The organism is Maridesulfovibrio spiralis (SeqCode), assembly GCF_048571135.1.
GTDB classification, from domain to species: Bacteria; Desulfobacterota; Desulfovibrionia; order Desulfovibrionales; family Desulfovibrionaceae; genus Maridesulfovibrio; species Maridesulfovibrio spiralis.
In genome coordinates, this window is the sequence record NZ_CP182344.1 from 3,290,444 (window position 1) to 3,303,836 (window position 13,393).

General features: G+C 45.6%; 16 protein-coding genes. 8 read left to right on the forward strand and 8 right to left on the reverse strand.

The features are described 5' to 3' along the window. Window positions 1–8 precede the first annotated feature (8 nt). The 7 genes from ACNI29_RS14695 (at window position 9) to pal (ending at window position 5,711) form a co-directional block, all read left to right on the forward strand. Window positions 9–665 (forward strand): histidinol phosphate phosphatase domain-containing protein, encoded by a 657-nt coding sequence (locus ACNI29_RS14695; RefSeq protein ID WP_419779120.1) that lies wholly within the window; start codon window positions 9–11, stop codon window positions 663–665. Window positions 666–672: 7 nt separating this feature from the next. Further along, on the forward strand, window positions 673–1,419 hold the full coding sequence (locus tag ACNI29_RS14700) for an SIR2 family NAD-dependent protein deacylase (protein ID WP_419779121.1): 747 nt from the start codon (window positions 673–675) through the stop codon (window positions 1,417–1,419). 61 nt (window positions 1,420–1,480) lie between these two features. Continuing rightward, window positions 1,481–2,197, forward strand: a complete 717-nt coding sequence (locus tag ACNI29_RS14705; RefSeq protein ID WP_419779122.1) for a MotA/TolQ/ExbB proton channel family protein — start codon at window positions 1,481–1,483, stop codon at window positions 2,195–2,197. A gap of 3 nt (window positions 2,198–2,200) precedes the next feature. Then, window positions 2,201–2,617: a protein TolR gene (gene tolR, locus ACNI29_RS14710; protein ID WP_419779123.1), complete on the forward strand. Its 417-nt coding sequence runs from the start codon at window positions 2,201–2,203 to the stop codon at window positions 2,615–2,617. A 28-nt stretch (window positions 2,618–2,645) separates the two neighbouring features. Then, window positions 2,646–3,581 carry a cell envelope integrity protein TolA gene (gene tolA, locus ACNI29_RS14715; RefSeq protein WP_419779124.1) on the forward strand — a complete coding sequence of 312 codons (936 nt, stop codon included), beginning with the start codon at window positions 2,646–2,648 and terminating at the stop codon, window positions 3,579–3,581. A 15-nt stretch (window positions 3,582–3,596) separates the two neighbouring features. Then, window positions 3,597–4,970: a protein tolB gene (locus tag ACNI29_RS14720; protein ID WP_419779125.1), complete on the forward strand. Its 1,374-nt coding sequence runs from the start codon at window positions 3,597–3,599 to the stop codon at window positions 4,968–4,970. A 150-nt stretch (window positions 4,971–5,120) separates the two neighbouring features. Continuing rightward, entirely contained in the window at window positions 5,121–5,711 is a 591-nt protein-coding gene (pal, locus tag ACNI29_RS14725; RefSeq protein WP_419779126.1) for a peptidoglycan-associated lipoprotein Pal, read from the forward strand. A gap of 80 nt (window positions 5,712–5,791) precedes the next feature. Here pal and ACNI29_RS14730 read toward each other — a convergent pair whose 3' ends face one another. The 5 genes from ACNI29_RS14730 to ACNI29_RS14750 all read right to left on the reverse strand — a co-directional run bounded on the left by ACNI29_RS14730 (window position 5,792) and on the right by ACNI29_RS14750 (window position 8,489). Further along, a complete protein-coding gene (locus ACNI29_RS14730) occupies window positions 5,792–6,256 on the reverse strand; it encodes a phosphatidylglycerophosphatase A family protein (RefSeq protein WP_419779127.1) in 465 nt (154 codons plus the stop codon). A gap of 95 nt (window positions 6,257–6,351) precedes the next feature. Beyond that, complete coding sequence (locus ACNI29_RS14735) at window positions 6,352–6,600, reverse strand: phage regulatory CII family protein (protein WP_419779128.1); 249 nt, start codon at window positions 6,598–6,600, stop codon at window positions 6,352–6,354. A 222-nt stretch (window positions 6,601–6,822) separates the two neighbouring features. Further along, window positions 6,823–7,464, reverse strand: a complete 642-nt coding sequence (locus tag ACNI29_RS14740) for a cyclase family protein (protein ID WP_419779129.1) — start codon at window positions 7,462–7,464, stop codon at window positions 6,823–6,825. Window positions 7,465–7,479: 15 nt separating this feature from the next. Beyond that, window positions 7,480–7,875, reverse strand: coding sequence for a putative signal transducing protein (locus ACNI29_RS14745; RefSeq protein ID WP_419779130.1), 396 nt, complete (start codon window positions 7,873–7,875; stop codon window positions 7,480–7,482). Then, window positions 7,875–8,489 carry a hypothetical protein gene (locus ACNI29_RS14750; protein ID WP_419779131.1) on the reverse strand — a complete coding sequence of 205 codons (615 nt, stop codon included), beginning with the start codon at window positions 8,487–8,489 and terminating at the stop codon, window positions 7,875–7,877. The genes ACNI29_RS14745 and ACNI29_RS14750 overlap by 1 nt, the downstream gene beginning before the upstream one ends. Before the next feature lie 151 nt (window positions 8,490–8,640). Between ACNI29_RS14750 and ACNI29_RS14755 the strand changes: the two genes are divergently transcribed. Beyond that, entirely contained in the window at window positions 8,641–9,387 is a 747-nt protein-coding gene (locus ACNI29_RS14755) for a substrate-binding periplasmic protein (RefSeq protein ID WP_419779132.1), read from the forward strand. A 55-nt stretch (window positions 9,388–9,442) separates the two neighbouring features. On the opposite strand, the gene ACNI29_RS14760 is transcribed toward ACNI29_RS14755, so the two are convergent. From ACNI29_RS14760 to ACNI29_RS14770, 3 genes are all read right to left on the reverse strand, one after another. Further along, window positions 9,443–10,366: a hypothetical protein gene (locus ACNI29_RS14760; RefSeq protein ID WP_419779133.1), complete on the reverse strand. Its 924-nt coding sequence runs from the start codon at window positions 10,364–10,366 to the stop codon at window positions 9,443–9,445. Window positions 10,367–10,857: 491 nt separating this feature from the next. Then, the gene (locus ACNI29_RS14765; protein WP_419779134.1) at window positions 10,858–12,057 is read right to left on the reverse strand and encodes a GGDEF domain-containing protein; all 1,200 of its coding nucleotides are present in this window, start codon (window positions 12,055–12,057) and stop codon (window positions 10,858–10,860) included. A gap of 502 nt (window positions 12,058–12,559) precedes the next feature. Beyond that, window positions 12,560–13,222: a LysE family translocator gene (locus ACNI29_RS14770; protein WP_419779135.1), complete on the reverse strand. Its 663-nt coding sequence runs from the start codon at window positions 13,220–13,222 to the stop codon at window positions 12,560–12,562. Window positions 13,223–13,393 lie beyond the last annotated feature (171 nt).

Consider the following 13,393-nt stretch of genomic DNA (forward strand, 5'->3'; position numbering starts at 1 on the left):
ATTAAACGATGATAGATTTCCACACTCATACTGTTTTCAGTGACGGGGAGCTTATCCCGGCGGAACTGGCAAGGCGGGCTAAAGTTGCCGGATACCGCGCGCTGGCTATGACCGACCATGCCGATTCCAGCAATATTGATATAATTCTTGAAAATATTCGCAGATTTGCAAAGAACCACGGACATTTCTTTGATATTGACGTGTTCGCCGGAGTAGAGCTTACTCACGTTCCTCCGGGACTGATCGGGGAAATGGCTGACCATGCCCGTAAATCCGGTGCTCAGATTGTTGTGGTTCACGGTGAAACAATTGTGGAACCTGTCGCCGAGGGTACAAACCTCGCCGCAATTGAGGCTAAGGTTGATGTGTTGGCCCATCCCGGTCTGATTACCGATGTGGAAGTCAAGCTGGCTGCTGAGTACGGGGTCTGTCTTGAGATCACCACCCGTAAGGGGCACAGCCTGACCAACGGTCATGTTGCCGCACTGGCCCGCAAACACGGAGCCAAGCTGGTCATCAACAACGATGCCCATGCACCCGGCGATCTGGTCGGTTTGGAAATGCGCCGTAAGATAGCACTCGGTGCCGGACTGACCATTGAAGAGTACGCGCAGGCCGAGCAGAATTCCCGCGCACTGGTTCAGGAAATCATGAAACGCTCATAGGTGTGCAATGGACAAGCTTGGATCCGTCATAGAGCAGGCAGCGCAGCTGATAAAGAAAGCGCGTTGCGCCATTGCTTTGACCGGAGCGGGTATGTCTGTTGCCAGTGGTATCCCTGATTTTCGCAGTCCGGGGGGCATGTGGTCTAGGCATGACCCGGACAAGGTTGCTTCCATACGGGCCTTGAAATCTGATCCTGAACTGGTTTGGAAATTTTTGCTGGAAGCGGATTCTATGCTCAAAAGTGCTGAACCGAATGCAGGTCATGCAGGTCTGGCCCGGCTTGAAAAAGACGGGTATCTGCATGGTGTAATCACTCAGAATATCGATGGGCTGCACCAGCGGGCCGGTTCGATGAATGTTATTGAATTTCATGGTAACTGCAGTGAATTCTACTGCATGGAATGCTTTTCGCCTTTTCCCGCAGATGGGATATCTGCGGACAGCGAGCTTCCGGTTCGTTGTCCGCAATGTTCCGGGGTGATCAGGCCGGATCTGGTTTTCTTTGGGGAGCAGATTCCATCCGAGGCTTACAAGGAGGCATTCGCGCTGGCTGATCAATCCGACCTGGTCATTGTTGCCGGAACCTCCGGGGGAGTTGTTCCCGCAAGCCTGATTCCGTCGAGGATTCAGGAAGCCGGAGGCCTGATTGTTGAGATTAACAAGGCTCCGTCCGCTTATACAGCATTTAGCGATGTGTTTATTCAGGGCGGGGTGGAAAAGGTTCTGCCTGCCATTGTGCAGAGCTTAAGCTGAAATAAATTTTCTAAATGCCGGGCTTTAGCGGGCCGACGGCAAAACAAAGGTGCGGTGCATTATGGATTTTTTACCTCAGGGCGGAATCTTTGCTATGCTCAGTCAGGCCACAATTGTGGTAAAGTGTGTGCTTGGTCTGCTGGCAGGCATGTCCCTTTGGAGCTGGACAATCATTTTTTGGAAATTGATCTCTCTTGGAAGAGCACGGACCCTGATCCTTAAGGGCAACAAGATCATGGAAGAGGCGGATTCCCTTTCTTCCGGTCTTACAGAGATCAGCAAGACTGAATCTTCACCCCTTAACCGCATTGGAACCGCAGCGGTGAAAGAGTATCGTGTACTGGAAAAGTCCGCAGTAAGCGCCAGCCATAAGCGGAGGTTGATCAAGGATACACTGCGCCGCATCCTGCGCCGTCAGGTCAGCTCAGAGCTGAAGAAACTGACTACCTCTCTTTCCTTTCTGGCAACCTGTGCGAACGGTGCTCCGTTCATCGGTCTTTTCGGTACTGTCTGGGGGATCATGAATTCCTTCCATGCTATCGGTTCTGCTAAGTCTGCCGCTCTGGCAGCTGTTGCACCCGGTATTTCCGAAGCACTGGTCGCTACCGCAATCGGCCTTGGTGTAGCTATCCCGGCAACAATTTTTTACAACTTTTTCCTCGGTGTATTGAACGGCATTGAGACTGAACTGGTCAACTTTGCGGGTACTTTCCTCAACCGTGTTGAGCGCGAGGTTTCATGGGTTGAGCCTACCGGCAAAAGCTCAACAGAGGAGTAGGTTATGGGGATATCCACCAATAACCGGGGCATGCTGGCAGAAATTAACGTAACCCCGTTCGTAGATGTCATGCTGGTGCTGCTGATCATTTTTATGGTCACCGCTCCGCTGATGACCCAAGGGGTAGAGGTTGATCTGCCGCAGACCCGTACAGTGCGTTCATTGCCTCAGGATAACGAACATCTCGTGCTTTCCATAAACGATAAGGGTGAGATTTATCTTGATGAATACAAGGTCGGTTTTGACGAATTGCAGGGTCATCTTGAGAAGCTGGTTAAAAAGCAGAACAAGATGCTTTTTTTGCGAGCAGATAAGAATGTCGCTTATGGTGAAGTTGTAAAAGTCATGGGCGAAATCAAGGCTGCAGGAATCGACAGGCTGGGCGTGGTTGCTGAACCCGTGGAAAAGAAAAAGAAATAGTTCAGGAATATTACAGGCGAATTTATTGATGAAAATCATCGGCCTTTTCATATCTTTACTGCTCCATGCCGGTCTGATAATTTTGGCTTTGACGTGGTCAATTTCACCTCCGGTTAAGATATCCCTGGATATGCCTGTCTATAAGGTTGATCTGGTCAGTCTTGCTCCGTTGCCCGCTGCGCCTGCTGTAAAAAAATCTCCCGTTCCTAAAACGGCCCCGAAGCTTTCAAAGCCGGGGGCTGTTGCTATTCCTGAGTCCAAGCCTAAAGTTGTACCTAAAGCTAAACCTGAAGCATCAAAAGTTCCGGCTCCCAAACCTGCACCCAAGCCCAAAGCCAAACCGAAGCCCAAGCCGGAGACTAAAAATATTTCATCGAAAAAGGTAAATACTACGACCAAGAAGAAGCCGGCTAAAAAGGTAGATAAGCCCGTTGAGAAAAAGGCTCCGGCAAAGAAAACTGAGAAACAGGTGGCTAAGAAGACACCACCCAAAAAAGTAGAAAAGAAACCTGAAGTCTCGGCGGAAGATGCCCTCGCCGCCGATCTTGCTTCCCTTACCAAGCTGGTGGAGAAGCAGGAAGATGCTGAACGTCGAGCCGTTGCCAGCGATCTTGCTTCGCTTACCAAGGGTGCGAAGGCTACAGCTGTTACCGGCTCTGCAGATGGTTCTGCCGGGGCATCCGGGCTGGTTCAGGTTTATGCTTCCATTGTTAAGGAAGCGGTTCGTAAAAACTGGCGTTATCCGGTCTTCGGGCAGAAACAGAACCTGATGGCCCGGGTACAGATCCAGTTGAGATCCAACGGTGAAATCAGCGATATCAAACTGCTCGATTCATCGGGTAATGTTGATTTTGACGACTCGGTAATGACTGCGCTACGCGATACCGAGGTGTTACCCGAACCTCCGGGCAATTCCATCAGAACCCTCATTGTAAACTTCAACCTGCATGATCTTGATCAGTAGGGCAGGTTCTAAATTATGAAAAATAATAAGTTGAGAATAAAAAAGTCCGTATCTGGGTTGTTGGCAGTATTTATGCTGATGCTGTTTGCTGCAGGCAACCTTTTTGCTGCGGATACCCTGACTGTTGATATCTACGGTCCCGGCCAGCGAAAAGTGAATATTATCCTGCTGCCGCCGAAGACTGTTCCCGAAGGAAAATATAAAAATTCAAAGGACAAGGATCTGCCTTTGCCCGCAGAGGCAGGGACTTTTAGTGATGATCTTTCTAAGGATCTTGCCTTCCTGCCTTTTCTGAATATTGTGCCCATCACTGATATTTTGGGTGGTGATCCTTCCCGAGGTGTGCGCCCCGGTGATATTGATATCAAGCCGCTTCGTCTTTCCAAGGTTGATCTTGCTTTGACCACCGGTTGGGAAATCCGGCCTAATGGAGATAAGAACCTGCTGCTGCGATGTATCGGAACTTTTAACGGCAGGACCATACTCGGTAAAAAGTACTCCATGGTTACCGAGGAGATGCTTCCGCGTATTGCCGACCGTTTCTCTTCTCACCTGATGCGAATTCTCACCGGCAGGGATGGCTTCTTTGAATCCTCAATCGCTTTTGTGCGTAAGGACGGTAAGAATAAAGAGATATACACAGTAAGTCCGCAGGGCCGTAATCTTAGGCAGATCAGTTCCCTTGGCGGGATTAATCTCAGCCCGAATTGGTCACCGGATGGCAACAGACTGGTTTTTACCCGTCTGGGATCGCGACAGCACCTGCTTTGTGTCTGGGACCGGGCTACCGGAAAAATCGACCAGAAAAGTTTTCCCGGAAATACTGTTATCGGTCCCGATTTCCTGCCTGATGGCAATATGGCAGCCACTCTGACCATGAATGGCAATTCCGATATCTTTCTTATTAACGGAAACTACAAACCCAAGAAGGCTCTCGCCAAAAGCTGGGCCATCGAAGTTTCACCAGATTTTGACCGCACCGGTCAGAAGATGGTTTTCACCTCGGCCCGGTTCGGTAATCCGCATATCTTTATGTTGGATATGAACAGCGGGGTGGTTACCCGTGTAACTACCAAAGGCAAATATAACACCAATCCGACTATCAGCCCGGATGGCCGTTTCGTTGCTTTTTCCCGCCAGACCCCTTTAGGACATCGCATTTTTGTGCATGACTTGAAGAACGGAAGTGAAAGACAGCTTACTTTCGGTCCCGGTAATGATGAAGAGCCTGCTTTTGGACCGGACGGATACTTTCTTGCTTTCTCTTCCAGCAGAAGCGGTAAGTATAAAATTTACCTGACCACACGTCATGGCGATCCGGCAATGCTTGTGCCTACAGGGAATGGTGTTGCAAAGGCCCCTGCATGGGGTAAAGCCCATAAGTCGTAAGAAGGGGAATGGTTTAACCGTTTTGTTGCAGCCATGACTTGATTTTTTTACAAAACACTTTAGGGTTGGTCTATTGAGAGGCTAATAACGTAGGATCATCTTAGCGTGGACAAACTCCTGTCCTTAAAAGTTCCTTATTCAGGAGGGCAAATGAGAGCTAGAGCGATAGTTTTGTGTGTAGTATTCATGATGATTGCCGGTCTTGGTACCGGATGTTCCAAGAAGCAAATCGAATCTTCCCCCGCCAGCCCTGCTGTTGAGGAAAGGATGGTTGAGCAGCAGAACAAGGAACAGCTTGCTAAAGAAGAACAGGCCCGTCTGGAAAGGGAAAGAGCCCTTCAGGAGCAGGCGCTTGAAGATGACCGCAAGGCAGCTGCTGCCAAGAAAGAATTTACCGAAGCTGTTGTTGAGCTTGGCAATATGGTTCATTTTGATTTCGACTCTTTTGAAATTAAGCAGGAATACAGACCCATGCTGCAACAGAAAGCGGAGATTCTTAAAAAGTTCGATAACGTTACTATGGTCATCGAAGGTTACTGCGATGAGCGTGGTACTGAAGAATATAACCTCGCTCTCGGCGAACGCCGCGCCCGTGCAGCTTATGAGTTCCTCATTCTGCTGGGGGTAGCCCCTGAAAGGCTGAGCATTGTGAGCTTCGGTGAAGAGGAGCCTCTCGATCCGGCACATAATGAAACCGCCTGGGCGAAGAACAGAAGGGCGCAGTTTCGGCTGACCTACTAGTTTTTTTATTCAAGTTCAAAAAAATCCCCGCTTTTTTATGAAGGCGGGGATTCTTTTTTTGCGTCGATAACTTTTGCTGATTAGGTCAGATAACGAATCAATCCGAGAGCGAGCATGGCGTAGAGCCCGGCGAAAGCATCGTCAATCATTACGCCCCATCCGTCTTTCATCCATTTTTCGGACTGTTTGATGGGGAAGGGTTTAGTGATGTCAAAAATCCTGAATAGAACGAAGCCCACAATCAAGTGCCAGTCCACAACTGCAGGGAAAGGTAGGAAAACCAGCCACTGACCCAGAAGCTCATCAATTACGACACTTCCGGGGTCTTTCTCTCCCAGATCTTTTTCTGCGGCAGTGCAGGCTTTTGCCCCGAAATAAAAAATAAGCCCCAGAATCAGGATTCTGACCGGAAGCTGAAAGGGCAGAAATAAAAACGGTGCGGTAATGAGGGCTGCGGCTGATCCCCATGTCCCCGGTGCTTTGGGTAGATGCCCGACAGGGCCGAGGGTGGCCACATGCGTGAGATTTATACTGACTTTTTTCATGGCGGCAGTATCTGCGTAAAGTTATTAAAAGTCCAGAAATGACAAAGCTGAATTCATTATGAATTCAGCTTTGTTTTATAAATGTGTCAGTGTATTTAATTCAAGCGGCGCTTGAGAGTGTAGCCGATGCTTTCAGCGATGAATTCAAGCGGCTTGGTTTCATTTGTCGTTTTAAGAATTTCCAGCAGAGTATTTGCACCTAGTTTGGCGTTGTTATCAAAAGGATTGATTTCACGCAGCAGGGTTGAATATGGTTTTCCTATGGACTGGGCAACTTCCTTTGCAGGTTTGGAGCCTTCTAAAACGATATCCTGGGTTACTTTTGTGATTGTTTCGTAGTTCATATAATCCTCCTTAGATATAGGCTAGGTAAAGCCTCTCCCTTTCAATTGCATTATGTGGCTGGGAGGATTTTATGTAAACGGGCTAAAGACCGTATTTTGGGTGATACAGACTGTATTTGAGGGTAGGGTTTTTGGTTTTAGGTGGGGTTTTCAGGGGTGGGTTTTTGATTATATGGCTTTTGGCGGATATTTTGATATATCCGCTATTTACATGCGTCGTTGTCAGTATATTGCAATAGCCCTTACAGGGGAGCCATCTGCTTGATCATATTTGAGCGGAAGGCATGAGAATATAAACCCGTCCGCGGGAAGCTGATGTAGGTTGTTGAGGTTTTCGATGGCTATAATATTTTGCTCCAGCAGGATGTTATGCACTTCGTATCCACTTAATTCCGCAGAATCGATTGAAATGACATCGACCCCAACTCCTTTCAAGTCGAAGTCTACCAGCCATCGTGCAGCTTCCTCAGTCAGGGCCGGGTAGTGGGTGAAATATTCATTCTTGCCCCAGTTTTTGTACCATCCAGAATTGAGGATGACGAAATCGCTTTCGCTTATTTCGGATTCGTAGGGGATCAGGTCGTCAATGGTTATTGCGGGATTCTGTGAATTCTTAGCAGTACAGTTGATGCATATACCCGGTCCAATGAATCTGTCTGTAGACATCTGATCAAGGGTTGGGGCGTCTTTGATCATGTGGGCCGGAGCGTCAACGTGTGTTCCTACATGAGAGAAAAGAGTCAGCCGATGTTCACAGAAGCCATGCATTTCGTGGGTAAAAACATCTTCGATGCTTGGTGTTTCTGTGCCGGGGAATACGGGCATGCCATCTTTGATTGTGTGGGAGAGGTCTATGGTTTTCATGTGGTTGCTCCTATTTTATCCGTACCAGATGTTGTTGCACTTTGTGCACCCTAATCGGTCAGAGAATAGAAAAGGTAGTCCCAGAAAGAGTAAGGCTGTATAGAAATCTTTTTTAGGCCATTTCAGGCGATAGGCTGATTTATTGCCGCATTTAGGGCAGGTAGCCTTACATTGGGATGGGTGTTTTGGCGGCTGGACACTTTCTATTATTTCCACAGCTCGCCTTGCATCTTCTGTATAGACTCTAAGTCCGATGCCACCATAGGTGTGCGCGAGGTAAGGTTTATCCCGGTTAATATTCTCATCATCGACAAAGGCTTTAATCCCATTGGATTCCAGCTTTTGTTGCAGCAGCCGAACCTCCCAAATGATCGCGCTTCTGAATATTGTTGCGAAAACCGGAGTAGCCATTATTTTATAATTCCACCGAATCCCTGAGATTCGCGTAGCTTGTAGAGCTTAGCATCATCTTCGTTGTTGCCTTTCTTGTGCTTTTCATAATCCACTTCGATCATAAGGCTGGACGGGTTGAAAATCAGCGTGTCCTGATGAATCGCGATTGCTGTAAGTTCAGTGTCTCCGAAATTGCTGTGGTAGCCGGGAAAGAAGAGGTACTTATGGTAAAGGGATTTCAGCCAGTCGCGGCGGGCCAGCCCGAATACGGCCAGAGTGCCGTAAAATCGCCCATCGTTGAATGGCAGCAGAGAAGCACCGCTTTGGTCCAGGGTGCTGACAGCAGAGCGCAGCCAGCCATCACCGGGAAAGGCGTCCTGAGCCAGATATCCGAAGTAGCGCGAAGAGGAGTGGGAGCAGACGTAGTTTGCCACTTTCATGAATCCAAGCCGTTCATCGTCGTTGACAAGTACAAGTAGTCCGGGATGCAATGCGCGGCGTACAAGTACCTCGGCTAGCCGTCCGGTCAGTTCGGCGTCAATAAACGGCAGTACGAATACTGCTCCTTCATGCTCGATATGACCTAGTTTGTGAAGTTCCGATGAAGATGTGAAGATCGTTTGCAACAACATATTTCTCCGCAAAAATGATCTACTATTTGTATCGAATTTGACACAAAAAGTCCAAATTTGTATTCAAATCTTGTTTCGAAGTCTACTTTAAGATATACACAATGTTTAATAAATTATATATGCACGACCAACAATCGTGAGGTATCAAAAAATGAGAGTTTTGCCGATCTGTGTCCTCGCAGTGTTGTTTATAGCTGTCCCTCCATTTGTTTGTAAAGGGGAAGCTGAAACTCTGCGGGTAATGCTTCATGCAGGTTCGTTTCCTCCGTATTATTTTTCAGAGGGCGATCCCCGTACCGGGATTGTGCAGGATGTTTTTAATGCCTTTGCCAAAGAGACCGGTGACAATATCAAATATGTGCGTTGTCCGTTCAATCGTTCGCTTCGCAATTTCGAGACCGGAGCGGTTGACATCGAGCCGATGTCCAACCCTGCGTGGCGGAAAGGAGCCAAAGTTTTAGGTGTTTTCAGTAAGCCGTTTGCTGTTTCAGAATCCATTGTGCTTTTTAATAAGAAAAAAGCAGTGCCGTTGCATTCAGTAGGTGAGTTGAAGGGAAAGGTTGTTGGCGTTGTGCGAGGGTATGTTTATCCGGTTTTTGCCCCCTATTTTGACTCCGGTGAAATCCGTGCACATGTACTTGAAAATGAGAACAAGCTGATTCAGATGCTGCTGGCAGACCGCATTGACCAAGCCTTGATGAATAAAGACTTTGCACTTTACCAGATAAAGAGATTGAATATGGGCGACCTCCTGACTGTCAGCAAGCCTTATGATTCTTTCGACATGATGGTCCGGTTTCATCCGAGCAAAAAGGATGCAGTGGGCAGGTTCAATAAGGCAATAGATAAGTTTTTGCGAGACGGTACAATTGAGAATATTTATGATCAGTATCGTTAACTGACCATAATTAGATGAAATCCCGTGACTTCTTTAGGTGAAGGGATATACTTTTTTAGGGTCTGACCCCGAATGTTTTGCCCATTTTCTTGAGGTGGGAAGAGTCTGGAGCAAATTCAAGTCCTTTCTCTATTAATTCACGGCCAAAAGCTCTGGGGGCCATTCCTTGGATTCTATCCTGCATGTAGTAAACACATATGGCAAGGTTGTAGCACGCTTCGACTATTGCGTCAGTGTCTGCGCTGTCTTCTTGAAGAGTCAGTTCCCAAACCTTGAGGCGGAAATCAAGGCTGTTGCGATACCAGTTCCTTGCATTATCCGGGACATCAAGGGACCTGATTTTTGCTATTTTAATTGAGCAGTATCGTGCTTCATCCAGTGTGCATGTTTGAGGAATGTATCTTTTTTGCAGATAGTGCCACCAGCCTTTCAGTGATTCTTTTTCTTCAAATATGTCGATAATTCTGTCTAGGTATTCTGGTTTCTTTTTGTTGTTTTCCAGAATCCTGTCGGCTTTGCTCTTCGCTGCTGCAACATTCCCTTTGTCTAATTCCCTGCTAATTCCGGCAAATGCAGTTTTTATTTTTTCTTCTTGTTCTTTTGCCTTAAGCTGCAGGGCTTTGATTTCCAGCTTTTTAATGATCTTTATTGTGGATTGAAGCTTGGAAAACAACTCTTTCATGCCTTTGTTTTCAAGCAGACTGATCAGAGATCCTTCATCTTCTGTTGCTTCCTTTACACGGGGCATCAAATCTATCCCGCCAAGTACTTTGTATATGTCAGCATGAAATGCTTTTTTTTCAGGTTTTGTTAAGTCCCTGATTTTAAGGATTCCATAAATACTGATTAGTAAATAGTTGATGCTCGCAAGTGCATCACCTGCACGTGCCATAGAGTTGGATTCCCGGAGACATGTTTTGATGTCTGAGCGATCCGGCGCACTTGCTACGCGTTGTTGCATTTCTTTAATACTGATCATTTTTAAAATTCCAAAAAATTAAATATCCATGAAAGCTTTACTGTTGCCTCGTCGTTTTGTGTTTTGCGAAGCTGGTTTCTACGATATTTATGTAGCATTTGTTATGAAGTTTGTGTTAATTTTTGCATGTTTTGAGGTTTAAACCATGTAATGTATTTTTATTATACTAAAGATTATAGTTCGTGTTTCCGTGTTGTTGATACAAGCAGGTAAATAATTACAATTGTAGTGTTTTTAATTGTGAACATTAAATGTATAACAATTTTGTGTGTGCCTGGTTTAGGTCCTGCTTGGTTTTCGAAGTTGTATCACTATACCTAGATTTTGTATCTCTGGTTAGTGTTTAATGCGCAAGTATGGATAATATTTTTATGATAGTTGGTTTATGTATTGGGAGGTTGGATTATGAAAGCAAGTTTGCGTTTATTGTTCCTGTGATAAGATGTCAATATCAAAGTGTGCCTGATGTGAAGTTTGTATTTTATTATCTGTCATGTATGTATTTGAATTTGGTTTTTGCCATTTTGTTTGCCTTTGTAAAGAGATTGGTCGGCATGTTTGATCAGCATCTCGGGGGTAGTTGACTGGTTTGGAATAACTGTTGCTATGCCTATACTCAAAGTGACTGTGTTGGTAACAGTTGAGTCTGTATGAGGTATTGCTATTTTACTCATTCCATTTTGGATAGTTTCAGCAACTGTTTTCGCTCCGTCCGAACTTGTGTTTGGCAGGAGAACAACAAATTCTTCACCACCGTATCTTGCGGTGATGTCGGAAGGTCTTCTGACTGATTCCTTTAAGACGCAGGCTATTCTTGAAAGGCATTGATCTCCTGCTTGATGTCCGTATTTGTCATTGTATAGTTTGAAGCAGTCCACATCTATCATCAAAAGGGATATGGGTGTGTTTGACCTTTGGTTTCTTTTGAATTCTTGAATTATTTTTTGGTTGAAGAACCTTCTATTGTAAATTTTGCATAAGTCATCAATATTGGCCATGTTTTTAATTTTAATATTGGCTTCTTTCAGGTCGTTTTCCATTCTATATGAATTTAAAATTAAAATAGAACAGGCACAGGAAGTCACACTGAGGATAATCAATAAGAGAACTGCCGACTGCATTGCGTTTGTGTTGTTTATAAACTTTATATCGTTCATTGCTAGAATGGTAACCGTAGCTCTTAGTGCTGAAGAAAGCGTGCAAGCAGTTAAAGCAGCAACAAATGACCACTCTTGCTTCCCAAGAATAGAAGGGATGTGTTGTATTGAAATATATAGGGATTGTGCAAAGAAGAATGCCATAACGAGGCTAACGGTAATAATTCTGCCGGGCAGGCTGGGTGTGATATAAGTTAACCACGTGAAGACAATTAGAAAAAAGGCGATTGTTACAATATTAAATATTCGCAGTTTCCATTTTATCTTCAGAAATGATTCAAGTCCGCAGGTAAGCAGAAAGGGCATCATGACTATTAGAAAATTACCCAGCACAACAGAAACGATTTCTGTTGTGAAATTTCGCATAGATACCAAGGCTGCCCCAATGCCTATGCAGATCAGGCCTGAAGTCCAATATTGAAAGCCTTGGTATGTTTTACGGGCAAAAGAGTAGTATGTCATAATCAATGCAAGGGTCAGACAAACCATCGCGCCGACCTGCAACATTGTTCGCATATCCAGATAATCGATCATTTTGTATGTTTGTAAGGGTTGATAGTCTTAAAAAATATACAGTAATAGCTGATTCTAATACGCTAAATTGTGTTTTGATCTAGATATGACAAAAAAGGCGACTCAATAATTAGTTAAGAGTCGCCGATTTTAAAGCATTTTGCCTGATAGGCAGACCTTTTGTGTTGCCGGGATATGGCGTAAGTTAGTCTTTCTTAGACATTTCCTTGCCACAGCAGCTAAGGGGAACAGTACAGCAGTCATCTGTGTCGGGAGTACAAGTGCATTCTTTTTCGACTTTCAAAGTCAAGCCGCAACTCTCACAGTAAAAAACATCGCCGGGTTTCATTTCACAACAGTTTGCCATGGTTATCTCCTCAATGAGTGTTTGGGTGAGAATCAATACCTGCTCGTTCAAGCAACGGTATCTGGATTAGTACTGATCATAATTATCACGTCCACGGTTTGTTTACAATGGTGGGCATTAAAATGGTTGTGCGTTTAGCGCTTAAGGGGGGAATATTTATTGTTCGGCAGTCGCCAGTTTGATTCCAAGGGCGGCGAATGCAGCGGCAAATGAGCGTTGCAGCCAGAGTACAAAGTTGGGAGAGCGGGTGACATAGTGGCGCACACCGCTGGCAGATAGGCCATAGAGAATAAAAACTATAAATGTCATAGCCATGAATATCAGGCTCAATATTGTAAGGTGTAGGGTCGGTGATGTTGTGTTTTCCGGCACGAAAAGGGGCAGGAAAGCAAGGAAGAAGATTGAAAGTTTTGGGTTGAGAATATTGATGAGAAAGCCACGTTTTGCAATCAGTCGCAGGTTTTTGGGTTCGCCCGGTTTATTGAAATTCAATCCGCTTTTGTCGCGCCATGTGGCCCAAGCCAGATAGAGCAGGTATATTGCACCAGCATATTTAACTATTTGGAAGCTGACCGCGCTAGTGTGGAGTATGGCTGAGAGGCCGAGTATGGATGCAGTCAAGTGGGGAATAATACCGGCAGTGCAGCCGGCAGCAGCTGCAATGCTGGCCTTTTTTCCAAGAAACAGTCCATTGGAAACTGTATAGATTACACCCGTGCCCGGCATTAATACTACTAATAAAGCTGTCAGCAGGAATTCGCCGCTTACCATATCCCCTCCATGGTTTTGTGTTTGGTTAATCGGCATATAATAATGCATGAATGAGGTTAGGCAAGAGGGCTGCTGCGTTTCATCAGATATTATTGTCAGCGTATTTAAGTGGCGCATAATTGTTTGATTTATTGAAATTTTATGTCAATAATCTTGGTTTAGACATAAGTATGCAGTGTCTATTGTTTTGACTTCTTGTAAATATCCTCTGTTGTAAGT

What these genes read in the sequence shown, in the direction of transcription:
- ACNI29_RS14765 (WP_419779134.1), bottom strand. Translation starts at nt 12,057, where the DNA reads ATGATCGATTATCTGGATATGCGAACAATGTTGCAGGTCGGCGCGATG.
- ACNI29_RS14770 (WP_419779135.1), bottom strand. Translation starts at nt 13,222, where the DNA reads ATGCATTATTATATGCCGATTAACCAAACACAAAACCATGGAGGGGAT.
- ACNI29_RS14695 (WP_419779120.1), top strand. Translation starts at nt 9, where the DNA reads ATGATAGATTTCCACACTCATACTGTTTTCAGTGACGGGGAGCTTATC.
- ACNI29_RS14705 (WP_419779122.1), top strand. Translation starts at nt 1,481, where the DNA reads ATGGATTTTTTACCTCAGGGCGGAATCTTTGCTATGCTCAGTCAGGCC.
- ACNI29_RS14750 (WP_419779131.1), bottom strand. Translation starts at nt 8,489, where the DNA reads ATGTTGTTGCAAACGATCTTCACATCTTCATCGGAACTTCACAAACTA.
- tolA (WP_419779124.1), top strand. Translation starts at nt 2,646, where the DNA reads ATGAAAATCATCGGCCTTTTCATATCTTTACTGCTCCATGCCGGTCTG.
- ACNI29_RS14730 (WP_419779127.1), bottom strand. Translation starts at nt 6,256, where the DNA reads ATGAAAAAAGTCAGTATAAATCTCACGCATGTGGCCACCCTCGGCCCT.
- ACNI29_RS14760 (WP_419779133.1), bottom strand. Translation starts at nt 10,366, where the DNA reads ATGATCAGTATTAAAGAAATGCAACAACGCGTAGCAAGTGCGCCGGAT.
- pal (WP_419779126.1), top strand. Translation starts at nt 5,121, where the DNA reads ATGAGAGCTAGAGCGATAGTTTTGTGTGTAGTATTCATGATGATTGCC.
- ACNI29_RS14700 (WP_419779121.1), top strand. Translation starts at nt 673, where the DNA reads ATGGACAAGCTTGGATCCGTCATAGAGCAGGCAGCGCAGCTGATAAAG.
- ACNI29_RS14745 (WP_419779130.1), bottom strand. Translation starts at nt 7,875, where the DNA reads ATGGCTACTCCGGTTTTCGCAACAATATTCAGAAGCGCGATCATTTGG.
- ACNI29_RS14740 (WP_419779129.1), bottom strand. Translation starts at nt 7,464, where the DNA reads ATGAAAACCATAGACCTCTCCCACACAATCAAAGATGGCATGCCCGTA.
- ACNI29_RS14735 (WP_419779128.1), bottom strand. Translation starts at nt 6,600, where the DNA reads ATGAACTACGAAACAATCACAAAAGTAACCCAGGATATCGTTTTAGAA.
- tolR (WP_419779123.1), top strand. Translation starts at nt 2,201, where the DNA reads ATGGGGATATCCACCAATAACCGGGGCATGCTGGCAGAAATTAACGTA.
- ACNI29_RS14720 (WP_419779125.1), top strand. Translation starts at nt 3,597, where the DNA reads ATGAAAAATAATAAGTTGAGAATAAAAAAGTCCGTATCTGGGTTGTTG.
- ACNI29_RS14755 (WP_419779132.1), top strand. Translation starts at nt 8,641, where the DNA reads ATGAGAGTTTTGCCGATCTGTGTCCTCGCAGTGTTGTTTATAGCTGTC.